Origin of the sequence: Pseudomonas sp. S3E17, assembly GCF_024168685.1 — a bacterium.
GTDB classification, from domain to species: Bacteria; Pseudomonadota; Gammaproteobacteria; order Pseudomonadales; family Pseudomonadaceae; genus Aquipseudomonas; species Aquipseudomonas marginalis.
Map to the genome: position 1 here is coordinate 5,131,954 of NZ_JALJWE010000001.1, position 18,638 is coordinate 5,150,591.

13 protein-coding genes are annotated in these 18,638 nt (G+C 60.9%); 10 read left to right on the forward strand and 3 right to left on the reverse strand.

Translation table 11 applies throughout. From position 1 onward, the window contains the following. Nucleotides 1-41: 41 nt before the first annotated feature. The gene (gene glnA, locus J3D60_RS23190) at nucleotides 42-1,448 is read right to left on the reverse strand and encodes a glutamate--ammonia ligase (RefSeq protein ID WP_024072899.1); all 1,407 of its coding nucleotides are present in this window, start codon (nucleotides 1,446-1,448) and stop codon (nucleotides 42-44) included. A gap of 334 nt (nucleotides 1,449-1,782) precedes the next feature. On the opposite strand from glnA, the gene thiI reads away from it, so the two are divergent. Next, nucleotides 1,783-3,237, forward strand: coding sequence for a tRNA uracil 4-sulfurtransferase ThiI (thiI, locus tag J3D60_RS23195; protein ID WP_253492958.1), 1,455 nt, complete (start codon nucleotides 1,783-1,785; stop codon nucleotides 3,235-3,237). 139 nt (nucleotides 3,238-3,376) lie between these two features. After that, nucleotides 3,377-5,197, forward strand: a complete 1,821-nt coding sequence (typA, locus tag J3D60_RS23200) for a translational GTPase TypA (RefSeq protein ID WP_253492960.1) — start codon at nucleotides 3,377-3,379, stop codon at nucleotides 5,195-5,197. A 193-nt stretch (nucleotides 5,198-5,390) separates the two neighbouring features. On the opposite strand, the gene J3D60_RS23205 is transcribed toward typA, so the two are convergent. Beyond that, nucleotides 5,391-5,825 carry a YkgJ family cysteine cluster protein gene (locus tag J3D60_RS23205; RefSeq protein WP_024072902.1) on the reverse strand — a complete coding sequence of 145 codons (435 nt, stop codon included), beginning with the start codon at nucleotides 5,823-5,825 and terminating at the stop codon, nucleotides 5,391-5,393. A 240-nt stretch (nucleotides 5,826-6,065) separates the two neighbouring features. On the opposite strand from J3D60_RS23205, the gene J3D60_RS23210 reads away from it, so the two are divergent. From J3D60_RS23210 to J3D60_RS23235, 6 genes are all read left to right on the forward strand, one after another. Then, complete coding sequence (locus tag J3D60_RS23210; RefSeq protein ID WP_027605065.1) at nucleotides 6,066-8,516, forward strand: glycogen/starch/alpha-glucan phosphorylase; 2,451 nt, start codon at nucleotides 6,066-6,068, stop codon at nucleotides 8,514-8,516. Between the two features lie 157 nt (nucleotides 8,517-8,673). Then, the gene (locus tag J3D60_RS23215; protein ID WP_253492962.1) at nucleotides 8,674-12,189 is read left to right on the forward strand and encodes a DUF2339 domain-containing protein; all 3,516 of its coding nucleotides are present in this window, start codon (nucleotides 8,674-8,676) and stop codon (nucleotides 12,187-12,189) included. Continuing rightward, entirely contained in the window at nucleotides 12,189-13,541 is a 1,353-nt protein-coding gene (locus J3D60_RS23220) for a DUF3999 domain-containing protein (protein WP_253494030.1), read from the forward strand. Before J3D60_RS23215 ends, J3D60_RS23220 begins: the two co-directional genes overlap by 1 nt. Before the next feature lie 108 nt (nucleotides 13,542-13,649). Further along, nucleotides 13,650-14,660, forward strand: coding sequence for a class 1 fructose-bisphosphatase (locus tag J3D60_RS23225; RefSeq protein ID WP_027605062.1), 1,011 nt, complete (start codon nucleotides 13,650-13,652; stop codon nucleotides 14,658-14,660). Between the two features lie 176 nt (nucleotides 14,661-14,836). Continuing rightward, entirely contained in the window at nucleotides 14,837-15,091 is a 255-nt protein-coding gene (locus J3D60_RS23230; RefSeq protein WP_027605061.1) for a hypothetical protein, read from the forward strand. A 30-nt stretch (nucleotides 15,092-15,121) separates the two neighbouring features. Then, nucleotides 15,122-15,691 carry a lipocalin family protein gene (locus J3D60_RS23235; RefSeq protein ID WP_027605060.1) on the forward strand — a complete coding sequence of 190 codons (570 nt, stop codon included), beginning with the start codon at nucleotides 15,122-15,124 and terminating at the stop codon, nucleotides 15,689-15,691. 53 nt (nucleotides 15,692-15,744) lie between these two features. Here J3D60_RS23235 and J3D60_RS23240 read toward each other — a convergent pair whose 3' ends face one another. Next, nucleotides 15,745-17,109 (reverse strand): formimidoylglutamate deiminase, encoded by a 1,365-nt coding sequence (locus J3D60_RS23240; protein WP_253492964.1) that lies wholly within the window; start codon nucleotides 17,107-17,109, stop codon nucleotides 15,745-15,747. A 78-nt stretch (nucleotides 17,110-17,187) separates the two neighbouring features. On the opposite strand from J3D60_RS23240, the gene hutC reads away from it, so the two are divergent. Both hutC and J3D60_RS23250 read left to right on the forward strand, forming a co-directional pair. Next, complete coding sequence (hutC, locus tag J3D60_RS23245; protein WP_169899740.1) at nucleotides 17,188-17,967, forward strand: histidine utilization repressor; 780 nt, start codon at nucleotides 17,188-17,190, stop codon at nucleotides 17,965-17,967. Further along, on the forward strand, nucleotides 17,964-18,524 hold the full coding sequence (locus J3D60_RS23250) for a HutD family protein (RefSeq protein ID WP_253492966.1): 561 nt from the start codon (nucleotides 17,964-17,966) through the stop codon (nucleotides 18,522-18,524). The genes hutC and J3D60_RS23250 overlap by 4 nt, the downstream gene beginning before the upstream one ends. Nucleotides 18,525-18,638 lie beyond the last annotated feature (114 nt).

The window sequence follows — 18,638 nt, forward strand, 5'->3', positions numbered from 1 at the left end:
GAGGCCTTTTTCATCACGCTGCGTCAAGCAGCGCTACCGGATCAGCAGCTGTAGTACAGCTCGTATTCCAGTGGGTGTACGAAGGTGCGCACTTTGATTTCTTCTTCGCTTTTCAGCTCGATGTAGGCATCGATGAAGTCGTCGCTGAATACGCCGCCTTTGGTCAGGAACGCACGGCCCTTGTCCAGCTCTTCCAGGGCTTCTTTCAGGCTGCCGCACACTTGTGGGATCTCTTTGGCCTCTTCAGGCGGCAGGTCGTACAAGTTTTTGTCGGCGGCGTCGCCAGGGTGGATCTTGTTCTGGATACCGTCCAGGCCGGCCATGACCAGGGCAGCGAAAGCCAGGTATGGGTTGGCTGCTGGATCCGGGAAGCGAGCTTCGATACGGCGAGCGCGCGGGCTGGACACGTAAGGAATACGGATCGAGGCGGAACGGTTGCGAGCCGAGTAGGCCAGCATGACCGGTGCTTCGAAACCTGGGACCAGACGCTTGTAGGAGTTGGTCGACGGGTTGGTGAAGCCGTTCAGGGCCTTACCGTGCTTGATGATGCCGCCGATGAAGTACAGGGCGGTGTCGGACAGGCCGGCATAACCTTCGCCAGCGAAGGTGTTCTTGCCTTCTTTGGCGATGGACAGGTGAACGTGCATACCCGAACCGTTATCGCCGTACAGTGGCTTAGGCATGAAGGTAGCGGTACGGCCGTAGGCATCAGCCACGTTGTGTACGCAGTACTTCAGGGTCTGGACTTCGTCAGCCTTGGCGACCAGGGTGTTGAATTTCACACCGATTTCGTTCTGGCCGGCAGTCGCCACTTCGTGGTGGTGAACTTCGATGACCAGGCCCATTTCTTCCATGGCGTTGCACATGGAGGTACGGATTTCGTGGTCATGGTCGAACGGCGGAACCGGGAAGTAGCCACCTTTGATGCCTGGACGGTGGCCTTTGTTGCCGCCTTCCACGTCCTGGTCGGACATCCACGAACCTTGTTCGGAGAAGATCTTGAACATGGAGCCGGAGATGTCGGACTTGAACTTGACCGAATCAAAGATGAAGAATTCCGGCTCCGGGCCTACGAATACGGTGTCGCCGATACCGGTGGACTTCAGGTATTCCTCGGCACGCTTGGCGATCGCACGTGGGTCGCGGTCGTAGCCTTGCATGGTCGAAGGCTCGATCACGTCGCAGACGATGATCAGGGTTGGGTCTTCGGTGAACGGGTCGAGGACGGCAGTGCTGTCGTCCGGCATCAGGATCATGTCGGAGGCTTCGATGCCTTTCCAGCCAGCGATGGAGGAGCCGTCGAACATTTTGCCTTCTTCGAAGAAAGCATCATCCAGCGCGTCGCGAGCCGGCATGGTCACGTGGTGCTGAGTGCCTTTGGTGTCCGTGAAGCGCAGATCAATCCATTTAACGTCATGATCTTTGATGAGTTGAACCGACTTCGACATAGTGTCCTCCGGGTGGCTTCGGGCTGGGGTAGTGGAGTTAGCCCTTAGAATGTGGGTGATGCCGGCGCGGATAGTCCGCCATGGCAACCTGCCTCACAAGAGAGCAAATTGCATGCCAGTGCGCCAACATGGGTTTTTTGCTCCAAAAACGCCCCTATAAAGGTGCATTGCGACAAATGCCCGAAATTAGCGCACCGCAATGTGGCGCGCGCGAGTGTAAACGCACCTATTTAGTGCGAGTCGAGTGTTGTGCATATTAACTGGTTAAACCTTGAGCGATTTCCGCTATAATCCGCGCCCCCCTTTTTCGGCAGGCCCTGCGCGCGCTGTTTCCATGAAATTAATCGTTAAAGTCTTCCCCGAGATCACCATCAAGAGCCGACCGGTACGGATGCGTTTCATCCGTCAGTTGGCCAAGAACATCCGTGCCGTGCTCCGCGATCTGGACCCGGCTGTGGTGGTGAACGGTGTGTGGGACAACCTCGAGCTGGAAACCCGCCTGACCGACGCCAAAGCCTTGAAGGACATGACCGAGCGCCTGAGCTGCATGCCGGGTATCGCGCATTTCCTGCAGGTGGATGAGTACCCGCTGGGGGACTTCGACGACATCACCGAGAAATGCAAACGGCACTTCGGCGACAGCCTTGAAGGCAAGATTTTTTCGGTGCGCTGCAAGCGTGCCGGCAAGCACCCGTTCAGCTCCATGGACGTCGAGAAATACGTCGGCAGCAAGCTGCGTCGCGAGTGCGGCGCCGCCGGAATTTCCCTCAAGGCGCCGCAAATTGAAGTGCGCATGGAAATTCGCGACCAACGGTTGTTTGTGATTCACAGCCAGCACGACAGCATCGGCGGCTACCCGCTGGGCGCCCTGGAACAGACCCTGGTGCTCATGTCCGGCGGTTTCGATTCCACGGTGGCGGCCTACCAGATCATGCGCCGCGGCCTGATGAGCCACTTCTGCTTCTTTAATCTGGGCGGGCGTGCACACGAATTGGGCGTAATGGAAGTTGCGCACTTTATCTGGAAGAAGTACGGCAGCTCCCAGCGCGTGCTATTTGTGAGCGTACCGTTCGAGGAAGTGCTGGGCGAAATTCTCGGTAAAGTCGATAACAGTCATATGGGCGTAGTTTTGAAGCGTATGATGTTGCGCGCTGCGTCCCGAATCGCCGATCAGTTGCAGATCGACGCGCTGGTGACCGGTGAAGCGATTTCCCAGGTTTCCAGCCAGACGCTGCCGAACCTGTCGCTGATCGACTGCGTGACCGAGAAGCTGGTATTGCGCCCGCTGATCGCCAGCCACAAGCAGGACATCATCGACTTGGCAGAAACAATCGGCACCGCCGACTTTGCCAAGCATATGCCTGAATACTGCGGGGTCATTTCGGTGAACCCCAAGACCCACGCCAAGCGCAACCGCGTGGAGTACGAAGAACAACAGTTTGATATGGCGGTTCTGGAGCGTGCGCTCGAGAACGCCAAGCTGGTCCCGATTGATCGTGTTATCGATGAACTGGGCCAGGATGTGCAGATCGAAGAAGTCAGCGAAGCCCTGGCCGGCCAGATCGTCATCGACATCCGTCACCCGGATGCCACTGAAGATGAGCCGCTGGAAATCGCCGGCATCGACGTACAAACGCTGCCGTTTTATGCATTGAACGTGCGTTTCAAGGAACTGGATAACAGCCGTCAGTACCTGCTGTATTGCGACAAAGGCGTGATGAGTCGCCTGCATGCCCACCATTTGCTCAGTGAGGGGCATGCCAATGTGCGCGTTTATCGACCGAGCTAAGAGCCCGGGGCTGTTTGCCTGTGGCCTGCGTCACCGGCCCCCCGACTCTGCCGTCAAGCTGTAACGGCAAGGCCTGACTCTACTGTTAATCGCTGCCACGACCTGTCAGCACACCGAATCCTCTGATCGAGATACACAAGTGATCGAAAATCTACGTAACATCGCCATCATTGCCCACGTTGACCATGGTAAAACCACCCTGGTAGACAAACTCCTGCGTCAATCCGGCACCCTGGAGCGCAACGAGCTCAACGACGAGCGCGTGATGGACTCCAACGACCAGGAAAAAGAGCGCGGTATTACCATCCTGGCAAAAAACACCGCCATCAACTGGAACGGCTACCACATCAACATCGTGGATACCCCGGGCCACGCCGACTTCGGCGGCGAAGTAGAACGCGTAATGTCGATGGTTGACTCCGTTCTGCTGCTGGTTGACGCTCAAGACGGCCCTATGCCGCAAACCCGTTTCGTGACCAAGAAGGCGTTCGAAGCCGGCCTGCGTCCGATCGTGTGCATCAACAAGGTTGACCGTCCGGGCGCGCGTCCGGACTGGGTTCTGGACCAGATCTTCGACCTGTTCGACAACCTGGGTGCTACCGAAGAACAGCTGGACTTCAAAGTCGTCTACGCCTCGGCCCTGAACGGCATTGCCGGTCTGGACCACACCGACATGGCCGAAGACATGACCCCGCTGTACCAGTCGATCGTCGACAACGTACCTGCGCCGAAAGTTGACCGTGACGGCCCGTTCCAGATGCAAATCTCGGCACTGGACTACAACAGCTTCCTGGGTGTGATCGGCGTTGGCCGTATCGCCCGTGGCAGCGTCAAGCCGAACACCCCGGTTGTGGCAATCGGCGCCGACGGCAAGAAGCGCAACGGTCGTATCCTGAAGCTGATGGGTCACCACGGCCTGCACCGTATCGACGTTGAAGAAGCCTTCGCCGGCGACATCGTGTGCGTCAGCGGCATGGACTCGCTGTTCATCTCCGACACCCTGTGCCAGCCGGACAATGTCGAGGCGATGAAGCCTCTGACCGTCGACGAGCCAACCGTTTCCATGACCTTCCAGGTAAACGACTCGCCTTTCTGCGGTAAAGAAGGCAAGTTCGTGACTTCCCGTAACATCAAGGAACGTCTGGACAAAGAGCTGCTGTACAACGTTGCACTGCGCGTTGAAGAAGGCGACTCGGCTGACAAGTTCAAGGTTTCCGGCCGTGGTGAGCTGCACCTCTCGGTACTGATCGAAACCATGCGTCGCGAAGGCTTCGAAATGGGCGTTGGTCGTCCTGAAGTGATCATCCGTACCGTTGACGGCGTGAAGCAGGAACCGTTCGAAAACGTCACCATCGACACCCCTGAAGAATCCCAGGGCAAGGTCATGGAAGAGATGGGCCTGCGTAAGGGCGACCTGACCAACATGGTGCCGGATGGCAAAGGCCGTGTGCGTCTGGAATACAACATCCCGGCTCGTGGTCTGATCGGTTTCCGTAACCAGTTCCTGACCCTGACCAACGGTGCTGGCATCCTGACCTCGATCTTCGATCGCTACGACACCATGAAGTCCGGCGACATGTCCGGCCGTCAGAACGGTGTCCTGGTATCGGTAGAAACCGGCAAGGCGCTGACCTACTCCCTGGAAACCCTCCAGGCGCGTGGCAAGCTGTTCGTTGAACACGGTCAAGAGATCTACAACGGTCAGATCGTTGGCCTGAACAGCCGTGACAACGACATGGGCGTCAACCCAACCAAAGGCAAGAAGCTCGACAACATGCGTGCTTCGGGTAAAGACGAAACCATCGCCCTGGTTCCACCTGTTCGCTTCACCCTGGAACAGGCCCTGGAATTCATCCAGGACGACGAACTGTGCGAAGTGACGCCGAAGTCGATCCGCCTGCGTAAGAAGATCCTGGACGAAGGCGAGCGCACCCGCGCTGCCAAGAAAGCCAAGAACTGAGTTAACTCAGGCTGAATGAAAAACGCCCCCGGTCGAAAGGCCGGGGGCGTTTTTTTATGCCTGCAGATTTTGGGGTGGCTGTACTGGTCTCATCGGGGGCAAGCCCCCTCCCACCTTTGAATGTGTTCACAGATCAAAATGTGGGAGGGGGCTTGCCCCCGATAGGGCCCTTGAGAGCCCCACAAAACCCGGATCAGAACTTGTCGAGGGTCTTGAACTTGGTCTCGCGCACCACTTCCTTCGGCTTGTACGCGCAATACCCCGGGCGCGGCCCGATCTTCGGGTGGTTGCGGCAAGTATCCGGGCGCTTGTCATAAATAGTGCAGAAGCGCGTCTTACGATCCAGGTACAGGCAGTCGTTGTTGCTCATGCGCTGCAGGGTAAAAATCTCGGATTTGTTGTTGTAGCGCTCGACGATACCTTCCTTCTGCAACCGCTTGGCGATGTTCTTCGGCGGGTCGCCGCGCTCGAACTCATCGACGATGCCAATGCGGATCAGGTCCTTGATCTTCACCTCAACCGGCAGCGTGCAGCAGCTGGACACGCAGCCGCCGCACATATGGGCGGAATATTTCTGCCAAGTCTCGAGACGGTCGAGTTCCGCGGCGGCGATCAGTTGAGGCTTCATCAGGGTTCCAAAAGGTGGGGCGGTATCCGGGCGCGCGATCATACCGGGATTGGTGGTTTTTTGAACAATATTTTGCGTATTTCAGCTCAAAGGCCTGGCCGTGGGCTGATCGGGCACGACCCCTGCATCAAAAGCGTATTAAAGGTGAATGAGTTAAAAAACTGCCGAACCAGAGCGTCTACCGTCTGTCAGACCGACTAGGCTCTAGCAACTCCTTCAATCTCGCCCGAGGTCACACCGATGTCTCAGGAACCGCTTGCACGAGAAGCAGAGGTAGCCGCATTCCGCGATGCTGTCTTGACCAAACTCACCTACGCGGTGGGCAAAGACCCGGACCATGCCTTCGACCATGACTGGTTCGAAGCCATTGCCCTGGCCGCCCGCGACCAGATGGTCGACCACTGGATGGACCACACGCGGCGTATCTACCGCAAAGGCCAGAAGCGGGTGTATTACCTCTCCCTGGAATTCCTTATCGGGCGCCTGCTCTACGACAGCCTGAGCAACCTCGGCGTGCTGGAGATCGCTCGCGAAGCCTTGTCCGAGCTGGGTGTGGACCTCGAACGCATTCGCCTGCTGGAGCCCGACGCGGCGCTTGGCAACGGCGGCCTCGGCCGTCTGGCGGCATGCTTTATGGAAAGCATGTCGACCTTGGGCATCGCCGGCCACGGTTATGGCATTCGTTATGAGCACGGCTTGTTCCGCCAGGCGATTGTCGATGGCTGGCAGCAGGAACAGACCGAACGCTGGCTGGATTTCGGCAACCCGTGGGAATTCGAGCGGGCCGAGGTGATTTACCCGATCGGCTTCGGTGGCAGCGTCGAGACCCTGCCGGATGCCTCCGGTAAGCTGATCCAGGTGTGGACGCCCAACGAAACCGTGCGCGCCGTTGCCTACGACACCCCGGTGGTCGGCTGGCGCGGCGCCAGCGTGAATACCTTGCGCCTGTGGCGTGCCCGTGCGGTGGAAGACCTGCACCTGGAGCGCTTCAACGCCGGTGACCACTTGGGCGCCGTCGCCGAAGTGGCCCGCGCCGAGAGCATCTCCCGAGTGCTTTACCCGGCGGACAGCACCGAAGCGGGGCAGGAGCTGCGCCTGCGCCAGGAATACTTCTTCGTCGCCGCCTCGCTGCAAGACCTGTTGCGTCGCCACAAGAACATGCACGGCTCGGTCCTCAGCCTGGGCGAGCACGCAGCGATCCAGCTCAACGACACCCACCCCTCGATCGCCGTGGCCGAGTTGATGCGTCAGTTGGTCGACCTGCACGACATTCCGTGGGAAGCCGCGTGGGATGTCACCGTCGAAACCCTGTCGTACACCAACCACACCCTGTTGCCCGAAGCCCTGGAAACCTGGCCGGTCGGCCTGATGGAGCGCATGCTGCCCCGGCACATGCAGATCATCTACCTGATCAACGCCCAGCACATCGATGCGCTGCGCGCCAAGGGTATTCATGACTTCGACGTACTGCGCGCCGTGTCCCTGATCGAAGAAGACAACGGCCGCCGTGTGCGCATGGGCAACCTGGCGTTCCTCGGCTCCCACAGCGTCAACGGCGTGTCCGGCCTGCACACCCAACTGATGCGCAGCACGGTGTTCTCCGAACTGCACAAGCTCTACCCGGAGCGCATCAACAACAAGACCAACGGCATTACCTTCCGCCGCTGGCTGTACCAGGCCAACCCCAAACTCACCGATATGCTGGTGGAAGCCTTGGGCCCGGACATTCTCGACACCATCGAAACCCGCCTGGGCGAGCTGGAAACCTTCGCCGAGAAACAGACCTTCCGCAAAGCCTTTGCCGACCAGCGCCTGCACAGCAAGCGTGCGCTGGCCGAGATCATCCATGAGCGCCTGGGCATTTCGGTGAACCCGGCAGCGATGTTCGACGTGCAGGTCAAGCGTATCCACGAATACAAGCGCCAGTTGCTCAACCTGCTGCACACCGTGGCGCTGTACCAGGCGATCCGTGCCGAGCCGGGCACCGACTGGGTGCCACGGGTGAAGATCTTCGCGGGCAAGGCGGCGGCCAGTTATCACCAGGCCAAGTTGATCATCAAGCTGACCAACGACATCGCGCGCACCGTCAACAACGACCCGACCGTACGCGGCTTGCTCAAGGTGGTGTTCCTGCCCAACTACAACGTCAGCCTGGCGGAAAGCATCATCCCGGCGGCGGACTTGTCCGAGCAGATCTCCACCGCCGGCTTTGAAGCCTCGGGCACCAGCAACATGAAGTTCGGCCTCAACGGCGCGCTGACCATCGGCACCATGGACGGCGCCAACGTGGAGATGCACGAGCGCGTGGGGGCCGATCACATGTTTATCTTCGGCCTCAGTGCGCAGCAGGTCGAGGCGCGTAAACATGCCGGTGAGTTCAACGCCGGGCCGGACATTGCGGCCTCCCATCGTCTGAGCGACGTGCTGCAAGCGATTCGGGGCGGGGTGTTCTCGCCGGACGATCCGGGCCGCTATGTGGGCTTGATCGACGGGTTGATCGACTACGACCGCTTCCTGGTCTGCGCCGACTTCGATTCCTACTGGGATGCCCAGGCGCGGGTCGAAGCGCATTGGCATGATTCCAAGGCGTGGTGGCGTTCGGCGGTGCTCAATACCGCACGGATGGGCTGGTTCTCGTCGGACCGGACGATCCGCGAGTACGCCACTGAAATCTGGAAAGCCCTCGACTAAACACCGCAATACAAAATGTGGGAGGGGGCTTGCTCCCGATGACGGAGTGTCAGTCGACAAATATGTCGACTGGTACACCGCTATCGGGAGCAAGCCCCCTCCCACATTGGTTGCGCGTCGATATACTGAGCGCCGGTTTGCTTAGGGAATATCGACCATGCAATGGATTTTCATGCTGATTGGCCTGGTGCTCGGCTGGACGCTCGATGAGTCGTTCTATGATGCGGGCATCGGTGCGCTGTTGGGGTTGGGCATCGGCCAGGCGATTCGCCTGTCGAAGCTGGCGACCCAGGCGCAGCAACAGGCTGTTCAGTTGGAAACCACGCAGAAGGCGTTGATCGCCCTGGGTGAGCGCCTGCGGCAACTGGAAGTACCCACACCGACACGCACTGTCATCGTCGAGCCGCCTGTGCCTGAGGCGGCACCTGTCGCCAAGGCGCCTGAACTGGTGTGGGAGCTGCCGGCTGAGTTGGCGCCTGTCGCCATGGTCGCCGAACCGAGCCAGCCATTGCCGGATGACGTCTGGACGCCTGCCCCGACGCCACGCCCGCCTCAAGAACCTGCCGCTCCCCGTGGCCCCAACCTGATCGAGCGCGCCATCGGCGGCGCACGCAATTGGCTGTTTGGTGGCAACACCGTGCTGCGTGTCGGCGTGGTGCTGCTGTTTCTCGGCCTGGCCTTCCTGTTGCGCTACGCCACCGAAGGCATGGTGGTGCCGATCGAACTGCGTTACGCCGGCGTTGCCGCGGCGGCCCTTGGCCTGTTGGGCCTGGGCTGGTGGCTGCGGTTGCGTAACAGTAACTACGGCTTGATGCTGCAAGGCACCGGGATCGCGGTGCTATACCTGACGGTGTTTGCCGCGATGCGCCTGCACCCGTTGATCGACCCGAGCGCGGCGCTGGGCCTGCTGGTGGCGGTCACGGTGTTCTCGGCGATCCTGGCGATTACCCAGGATGCGTTGGGACTGGCCTGTGCGGCCGCGCTCGGCGGCTTCGCGGCGCCGATCCTCACGTCGACCGGCGCCGGTAATCATGTCGCGCTGTTCAGTTATTTTGCCCTGCTCAACGCCGGTATCCTCGCCATCGCCTGGTTCAAGGCCTGGCGCTTGCTCAACCTGATCGGCTTTGTCGGCACCTTCGGTATCGGCTTTGCCTGGGGCATGCGTTCCTATACGCCGGAACTGCTGTGGAGTACCGAGCCGTTCCTGATCCTGTTCTTCCTGATGTACCTGGCTATCGGCCTGTTGTTCGCCCGGCGCAAATTGCGGGAGATGGGCGACGCGCCCGAAGGCCGCGATGCGTTGTTGCGCTGGTCGGCGGCCAAGGGCGATTACGTTGATGGCAGCATGCTGTTCGGCCCGCCGCTGGTGGGTTTTGGCCTGCAGTTCGCGCTGGTGCAGCACCTTGAGTTCGCCGCTGCGTTCAGCGCGCTGGGCCTGGGCATCCTCTACATGGGCCTGGCCCGCGTGCTCAGTGGCGGGCGCGCCTTGCTGTTGGCGGAAACCTGCCTGGCTCTGGGGGTGATCTTTGCCAGCCTGGCGATTCCCCTAGGCCTCGATGCGCGTTGGACCGCAGCCGCCTGGGCGGTGGAAGGTGCCGGGATCTTCTGGCTCGGCTTGCGCCAGCAACGGCCATTGGCGCGCGCCTTTGGCGTGTTGCTGCAATTGGGTTCGGCGCTGGCGTTTCTTAGTGAATTGCGCGTCGGCGAACACACGTTGCTGGAGGGCGCTCCCTTGGGGGCGCTGCTGCTGGGCGCGGCGTTGCTGTTCAGTTTTGACCAACTGCGCAAGGCCTCGACGGAGCAGGCGGCAGAGTGGGAGCGCAAGGGCCTGCCGGTTCTGGCCAGCCTCGGCCTGACCTTCATGTACCTGCTCGCGCCGCTGCTGTTGCTGACTCAAGGCACCGCGATCAGTTGGGCGCTCGCCGGTCTGGCGACACTGTTTATCGGCTTGCGGATTGGCTCGCGCACGTTCCTGTTCACGGCGTTTGCCGTGCAACTGCTGGGTGGGGCGTTGTTCCTGCTGCGCTTGCAAGGCGGTGACTCGGCGGCGGTACTCAATGCAGGCTGGAGCGGCTTGCTCACCGCCTCGTTGATCGGCCTGGCGTTGATCGGCGGCATGCTGCTGGCGGCCCGCGACGATATGGTGCGCAGCGATGTACGGCTGTTGCGCGGGCTGTCTGTGGTGCTGCTGGCCGGGTTGGTGCTGATCAACCTCGCCGTGCTGTTTGTACTGCCATGGGAAAGCGCCAGCGGTGTGTGGGCGGCCAGTGGGTTGTTGATCATCTGGTTGAGCCTGTACCTGCAACAGCGCGTCAGTTTCGTGTTCGGGTTGCTGCTGCAGGTGATCGGCGGCGCCTCGTTCCTGCTGGCGGTGCCGGAGCTGCTCGGGCCTCTGACCAGCGAAGGTTTGCGTCCGCTGGGACATAGCGGTTTCTGGACACCGATGGTGTTGGGCCTGGCCGCCTTGGTCGGCGCCTGGCGCTTGCAACGTGAGCCCCATGCGCCGGTGTTTGCCGTACTCAAGCTGCAACGCCTGTCTGACCTGCTGCTGGTGTGGGGCGCGGCGTGGTGGGCGTTGGCGCTGATCGCTGAAGTGCTGCGGTTTGTTCCCGCTGAGCTGCGTGCCTCGCTGCTGCTGGGCATTGCGGCGGTCAGCGTGGCGATCTGGGCGTTGCTCGCGACGCGGCTGCGCTGGGCCTCGCTGGGCGTGCTCTGCACCGTGTTGATGCCGGCGGCGGGGATGGTATTGCTGGTGTCTGCGCATAATTATTACCACCCGGCAGCGCACTACGGCTGGCTGGCCTGGCTGGCGGTGTTCGGGGTGCATTTCATCGCGCTGCGGCTTTTGGCGACGCTGGTGCCGGCAACCGTCCTGAGCATTGCTCATGTGTTGGGTAGCTGGATGTTGATCGGCGTATTAGCGCTGGAACTGCGCTACGGCCTGTTGTTGCTGTCGAGCGAATACAACGCCTGGCGCTGGCTGGGCTGGGCGATCCTGCCAAGTCTGTACCTGGTGCTGGCTGCCGCACCGCGCAACTGGCCGTGGCCGGTGTCGGCGTATCCACGGGAATATCGCGTGTTGGCGGCGCTGCCCTTGGCGGTACTGATGCTGGGCTGGTTCTGGCTGGCGAATACCTTCAGTGACGGCACGGCCAAGCCGTTGCCCTATGTGCCGTTGCTCAACCCGCTGGATCTGGGCTTGCTGTTTGCGCTGCTGGGCGTGTACCTGTGGTCGCGCAGCGTGGCGCCGCAACGCGGGCCGCGTGCCGAATTGCTTGCCCAGGGCATTGCCGGTGTTTCGCTGTTCGCGTTCTTTACGGCCCTGGTGATGCGCACCGCCCACCACTGGGGCGGCGTGCCGTTCCATCTGGATGGGTTGCTGGAATCGATGTTGGTGCAAGCCGGCCTGTCGATTGTCTGGACCCTGATCGCCCTCGGCCTGATGATCGGTGGCCACCTGCGCCATCGCCGCGAAGTCTGGCTGATCGGCGCGGCGCTGATCGCGGTGGTGGTGGCCAAGCTGTTCTTTGTCGAGCTGAGCAACCGTGGCGGCCTGGCGCGGATCGTGTCGTTTATCGGCGTGGGCGGGTTGTTGCTGGTGGTGGGCTACTTTGCGCCGCTGCCGCCCAAGCGTGCCGAACCTGTGTTGGAAACTGAAGGAGCATCCTCTTGATCGGTAAGTTAAGCGTGGTCGTGCTGGGCATCTGTACGACGTTGTCGGCGTGGGCGCAGGAAACGCCGGCCGACTTCAGCAGCCAGGTGCCGCTGAGCGTCAGCGGCAACGGCCCCTGGTATCGCCTTGAGTTGCCCTTGGCCGTGCAACTGAATGCGCGCCAGGCTGACCTCAGCGATGTGCGCGTGTTTAACGCTGCCGGTGAACCCCAGGCCTACGCGCTGGCGCGTCAAGCGTCGCAACGCACCGAAAGTCGTGAAGTCGCCGACGTGAAGTGGTTCCCGCTCTACGCCGCCGACACCCAGGCAACCTTGCCCGGTGTGGTGATGAAAACCACGGCCGAAGGCACCCTGGTGGAAATCAAACCGTCCACCGCACCCAAGCCCGGCAAGCAGGTGCTGCGTGGCTGGGTGCTCGATGCCAGTAAAATCAAGGCGCCGTTGCAGCAGTTGAGCCTGGACTGGAGCCGCGAGCAGGAGGGCTTCCAGCGCTTCAGCATTGAAGCCAGTGATGACTTGCAGCACTGGCAATCCTGGGGGGAAGGGCAAGTGGCGCGTTTGTCGTTTGCCGACGAGCGGGTCGAGCAGCATGACGTCAGTTTGCCGGGCCAGTCCGTGCGTTACCTGCGCCTGGTGTGGAAGGGGCAAGCGGCGCCGTTGCTGACCTCGGCCAGGTTGGCCAGTGCCACCAGCAGCAGCCTGCCGCTGCCGCTGGTTTGGTCGCAGCCGCTCTCGGGCACGCGGCTCAAGGCGGGTGAGTACACTTGGAAGTTGCCCACCGGGCTGGGTGTCGAACGCTTGCGTGTCGAGCTGAAGCAGGCCAATACGCTGGCGCCGGTGACCTTGGCGGGGCGACGCGATGGCAATCAAGCCTGGCAGCCGCTGAGCAATGGTCTGCTCTACCGCCTGACCCAGAATGGACAGGACGTGGTGCAGGACGAGTTGCAACTGCCCGGCCAGACGGTCACCGAACTCAAGTTGCAGGTCGACGAGCGCGGCGGCGGCCTGGGCGTCGAAGCGCCGGCCCTGCGCTTCGCGGTGCGCGCCACGCAGTTGGTGTTCCTGGCGCGGGGCGAGCCGCCGTTCACGCTGGCGCTGGGGAATGCCTCGGTGAAGGCGGCGAACCTGCCGTTGTCGACGCTGATCCCGGATTACACCGCCGAGCGCCTCAACACCTTGGGACAAGCCAAGGTGGCCGGGGCCGTCGCAGTCACTTCGCCACCGGTCCCGGCGGCTGTCGACAGCGGGCCGAACTGGAAAAAACTCGGACTCTGGGCCGTATTACTGCTCGGCGTGGCGGCGCTGGGAGGCATGGCCTACAGTTTGCTGCGCAAGCCGCCGGTGGCACGTTAAATAAAGTCCATGAACTCTATTGGGTTTAAATCCTCTGATAGGAGGAAATACGCCCCGACTCGCGTTAAACTGCGCGGGTTTTTAGCCCCCCCTTCATCGGAGCCTTCCATGTCCCGCGTTACCTTGAGTCGCTATTTGATTGAGCAGACCCGCAGCAACAACACGCCTGCCGATCTGCGCTTCCTTATCGAAGTGGTGGCGCGTGCTTGCAAGGAAATCAGCCACGCCGTGTCCAAAGGCGCATTGGGTGGTGTCCTGGGCAGCATGGGCACTGAAAACGTGCAGGGCGAAGTGCAGAAGAAGCTCGACGTGATTTCCAACGAAATCCTGCTCGAAGCCAACGAATGGGGCGGTCACCTGGCCGGCATGGCGTCCGAAGAAATGGACAATGCCTACCAGATCCCGGGCAAATACCCGAAAGGCGCCTACCTGCTGGTGTTCGATCCACTGGACGGTTCTTCCAACATCGACATCAACGCCCCGGTTGGCACCATCTTCTCGGTACTGCGTTGCCCGAACGAATACCTGAGCCAGAACGAAGCCCTGAACGAAAAGGCCTTCCTGCAGCCAGGCACCGAGCAGGTCGCTGCCGGCTACGCGATCTACGGCCCACAGACCATGCTGGTGCTGACCCTGGGCGATGGCGTCAAGGGCTTCACCCTGGACCGTGAAATGGGCAGCTTCGTCCTCACCCACGAAGACATCACCATTCCGGCTTCCACCCAGGAATTCGCGATCAACATGTCCAACCAGCGCCACTGGGAAGAACCGGTCAAGCGCTACGTGAACGAGTTGATGGAAGGCGAAGAAGGCCCGTTGAAGAAGAACTTCAACATGCGTTGGGTCGCGGCGATGGTGGCCGACGTACACCGTATCCTGACCCGTGGCGGCCTGTTCATGTACCCACGTGACAGCCGCGAGCCGTCCAAGCCGGGCAAACTGCGCCTGATGTACGAAGCCAATCCGATGTCCTTCCTGGTCGAGCAGGCGGGCGGTGCGTCCACCGACGGCCACCAGCGCATCCTCGACATCCAGCCCGACGGCTTGCACCAGCGTGTGGCGGTGTTCCTGGGTTCCAAGGAAGAAGTTGAGCGTGTGACCGCCTACCACAAGAAGTAAGCTGCGGCGATAAGTGAACGGCGTTGTTGTGAGCCGGTTCACCCTTAAAGAAGCCCCGAAACGTTTCAGCGTTTTCGGGGCTTTTTTGTTTTCGTTCGTCGGGAACCAGACACCCCTTTTCCCTTCTAAGCTTCTGGCAGATACCCAAGCTGCTTCGTCCCTCCAGGAGTTATTCCATGTCGTTACGCCGTCTCGCTTTGCTGGCTTTTTGCGTGCTGTTGGCCGCTTGCAGCAAGGTCAATCAAGAAAACTACGCAAAGTTGTCGGCCGGCATGCCTAAGGCCGAGGTGGAGTCGCTGCTGGGCAAGCCGACCGATTGTTCCGGCGCACTGGGCATGTCCAGCTGCACATGGGGCGATAAAAACAGCTTTATCAGCGTTCAATATGCCGGTGACAAAGTTCTGATGTTTTCCGGGCAAGGCCTGAAGTAAACCGGGGCGAAAGCCTGCGGGAGAAGAAGAATGATGCGTTTTGTTTTGTTCCTTTGCGCCAGCCTGTTTTTGGCGGGCTGCGCCAGCCATTCTGGCGATGATCTGCAACCCAAGACAGCGAGCAACGTCAACCTGAAGCGTTACCAGGGCACCTGGTATGAGTTGGCCCGATTGCCGATGTACTTCCAGCGTAACTGCGCGCAGTCCGAAGCCCGCTACACATTGCTGCCTGATGGCGATATGTCGGTATTCAACCGCTGCCTCACCACCGAGTGGAAGTGGGAAGAAGCCAAGGGCACGGCCACGCCGCAGGTGCCTGGCAAGACCGACAAGCTCTGGGTGGAATTCAACAACTGGTTTACATCGCTGCTGCCAGGCGTCGCCAAGGGCGATTACTGGGTGCTGTACGTCAGCGATGACTACAAGACCGCCATCGTCGGCAGCCCGAGCCGGCGCTATATGTGGATCCTGTCACGCACGCCGACGGTCAGCGCGGACACCCGCGAAGACCTGTTGAGCAGGGCGCGGCAGCAAGGGTATGACACCACGCGGTTGATCTGGCGTACGTCGGATAAGCAGATGGCGAAGACTTCGCAGTAACGCGAAAACCCCATCAATTAAATGTGGGAGGGGGCAAGCCCCTTCCACATTAGTCAGCCCAACAAATCCCTCAAGACCTGCGTGAACGCTCGGCTGCTGTCTTCCTCGCCAGCATGTCGCCCATCGCGCACGACCCACTTGCCGTTGACCAGCACATCGCGCACCTGCCGATCACCCCCAGCGAACAGCCAACGGTTGAGAATCGCGTCTTCGGTGGCTGTCGCCAGGTAAGGATCATTACCGTCCAGCACGATCCAATCCGCACGCTTGCCCACTTCCAGTCGACCGATCGGCTGCCCCAGCGCCTGTGCGCCACCGTCCAGCGCCGCCTCGAACAACGTACGCCCGACCATCGGCTGATCGCTGCGATACAAGCGGTTGCGCCGTTGATCGCGCAGGCGTTGGCCGTATTCCAGCCACCGCAGTTCTTCCACCACGCTCAGGGACACATGGCTGTCGGAACCGATGCCCAGGCGTCCGTCCTGGGCGAGATAATCCACGGCCGGGAAAATCCCGTCGCCCAGATTCGCCTCGGTGGTCAGGCACAAACCGGCAATTGCGCGGCTCTTGGCCATGCGCGTCACTTCTTCCGGGTTGGCGTGGGTCGCGTGCACCAGGCACCAACGTTCATCGACCTCGACGTTGTCGTACAGCCATTGCAACGGGCGTTTGCCGCTCCAGGCCAGGCAGTCGTCGACTTCCTTTTGCTGTTCGGCGATATGGATATGCACCGGGCACGTCTTGTCGCTGGCGGCCAATACCTCATTGATCTGCTGTGGCGTAACCGCGCGCAGGGAGTGGAAGCACAAGCCCAGTTGCTGCGCCGGTTGCGCCGCGAGGATCGGTTTGAGGTGCGCCTGCAGGTCCAGGTAGTTTTCGGTGCTGTTGATAAACCGTCGCTGGCCTTCGTTCGGCGCCTGCCCGCCAAAACCCGAGTGGGTGTAGAGCACGGGCACCAAGGTCAGGCCAATACCGCTGCTGGCGGCCGCGTGGCTGATCTGCCGCGACAGTTCCGTACGGTCGGCGTACGGCTGACCGCTGACGTCATGATGCACGTAGTGGAATTCGGCCACCGAGGTGTAGCCGGCCTTGAGCATCTCGATATACAACTGCCGCGCGATCACCTGCAGTTGCTCCGGGCTGATCTTGCCGACCATGCGGTACATCAGGTCGCGCCAGGTCCAGAAACTGTCATTCGGGTTGCCGGCTACTTCGGCCAACCCCGCCATGGCGCGCTGAAAGGCGTGGGAGTGCAGGTTCGGCATGCCCGCCAATACCGGGCCCCTGAGCCGTTCGGCACCGGCTGCGCTGGCGTTGGCCTCAACCTGTGTCAGCAGGCCATCGGCGCTGACTTCAAGACGTACATCGTTGGCCCATCCACTAGGCAGCAGCGCGCGTTCGGCAAAGAAAGCGGACATGATTAGAGCACCCCGGTCGTGTGTTTATTTGTATATACATATACAGACGTTTGCCTGCTCGGTAAACTCCGGCAATCTATGCATCTTTTCCCCTTGCAAGGATTCCCTGTGCCGACTCCGCCCGCCAAGTCTTCACTGGCTGCCCATATGGACGAAAGTCCGGCGCCCTTGTATGCCCGCGTCAAACAGATGATCAGCCAGCAGATCCTCAACGGCAACTGGCCGCCCCATTACCGCGTACCGTCGGAGAGCGAACTGGTCAGCCAGTTGGGCTTCAGCCGCATGACCATCAACCGCGCGCTGCGTGAGCTTACTGCCGAAGGTTTGCTGGTGCGCATGCAAGGCGTCGGCACGTTCGTCGCCGAGCCCAAGAGCCAGTCGGCGCTGTTTGAAGTGCACAACATTGCCGATGAGATCGCCTCCCGCGGTCATCGGCATACCTGCCAGGTCATCACCCTGGGCGAAGAGGCTGCCGGTTCCGAACGCGCCGTCGCCCTGGAAATGCGTGAAGGCGGGCGGGTGTTCCACTCGCTGATCGTGCATTACGAAAACGATATTCCCGTGCAAATCGAGGACCGTTTCGTCAACGCCCTGGTCGCGCCGGAATACCTGCAACAGGACTTCACCCTGCAAACCCCCTATGCCTATCTCAACCAGGTGGCGCCGTTGACAGAGGGCGAGCACGTGGTCGAAGCGATTCTCGCCGACGTTGCCGAGTGCAAGTTGCTGCAGATCGAGCCGAGCGAGCCGTGCCTGTTGATTCGCCGGCGTACCTGGTCCGGCCGTCAGCCGGTGACTGCCGCGCGTTTGATCCACCCCGGTTCCCGCCACAGCCTGGAAGGACGGTTCAGTAAATGAGTGCAGTAAAAGTCTGGCGCGCCGCCGATTACGTGCGCATGCCGTGGAAAAACGGCGGCGGCAGTACTGAAGAAATCACCCGCGATGCCGGCGAGGGCCTGGAAGGCTTCGGCTGGCGCCTGTCGATTGCCGATATCGGCGAGTCTGGCGGGTTTTCCACCTTTGCCGGCTACCAGCGCGTGATCACCGTGATCAAAGGCGCAGGCATGGTGCTGATCGTGGATGGTGAGGAGCAGCGCGGGTTGTTACCGCTGCAACCGTTCGCCTTCAAGGGCGACAGCCAGGTTTCATGCCGCTTGATTACCGGGCCGATCCGCGACTTCAACCTGATCTACTCGCCCCAGCGTTACCATGCGCGGTTGCAGTGGGTGGATGGTGTACAGCGGTTCTTTACTACGGCGCAGACGGTGCTGGTGTTCAGCGTGGCGGATGAAGTGAAGGTGCTGGACGAGGTACTGGGCCATCACGATTGCCTGCAAGTGGACGGTAACAGCGGTCTGCTGGATATTTCCGTCACGGGTCGCTGCTGCATTATCGAACTGACCCCGCGGGGTTAAAAAATGTGGGAGGGGGCTTGCTCCCGATAGCGGTGGATGAGTGGGTATATCCTGGGCTGACACACCGCAATCGGGAGCAAGCCCCCTCCCACATTTGTTTCTCACTGTTCTTGC

Excerpts from the sequence above, each read along its gene's own strand:
- glnA (WP_024072899.1), bottom strand. The coding sequence starts at position 1,448 with ATGTCGAAGTCGGTTCAACTCATCAAAGATCATGACGTTAAATGGATT.
- thiI (WP_253492958.1), top strand. The coding sequence starts at position 1,783 with ATGAAATTAATCGTTAAAGTCTTCCCCGAGATCACCATCAAGAGCCGA.
- J3D60_RS23205 (WP_024072902.1), bottom strand. The coding sequence starts at position 5,825 with ATGAAGCCTCAACTGATCGCCGCCGCGGAACTCGACCGTCTCGAGACT.
- J3D60_RS23210 (WP_027605065.1), top strand. The coding sequence starts at position 6,066 with ATGTCTCAGGAACCGCTTGCACGAGAAGCAGAGGTAGCCGCATTCCGC.
- J3D60_RS23215 (WP_253492962.1), top strand. The coding sequence starts at position 8,674 with ATGCAATGGATTTTCATGCTGATTGGCCTGGTGCTCGGCTGGACGCTC.
- J3D60_RS23225 (WP_027605062.1), top strand. The coding sequence starts at position 13,650 with ATGTCCCGCGTTACCTTGAGTCGCTATTTGATTGAGCAGACCCGCAGC.
- J3D60_RS23230 (WP_027605061.1), top strand. The coding sequence starts at position 14,837 with ATGTCGTTACGCCGTCTCGCTTTGCTGGCTTTTTGCGTGCTGTTGGCC.
- J3D60_RS23235 (WP_027605060.1), top strand. The coding sequence starts at position 15,122 with ATGATGCGTTTTGTTTTGTTCCTTTGCGCCAGCCTGTTTTTGGCGGGC.
- J3D60_RS23240 (WP_253492964.1), bottom strand. The coding sequence starts at position 17,109 with ATGTCCGCTTTCTTTGCCGAACGCGCGCTGCTGCCTAGTGGATGGGCC.
- hutC (WP_169899740.1), top strand. The coding sequence starts at position 17,188 with ATGCATCTTTTCCCCTTGCAAGGATTCCCTGTGCCGACTCCGCCCGCC.
- J3D60_RS23250 (WP_253492966.1), top strand. The coding sequence starts at position 17,964 with ATGAGTGCAGTAAAAGTCTGGCGCGCCGCCGATTACGTGCGCATGCCG.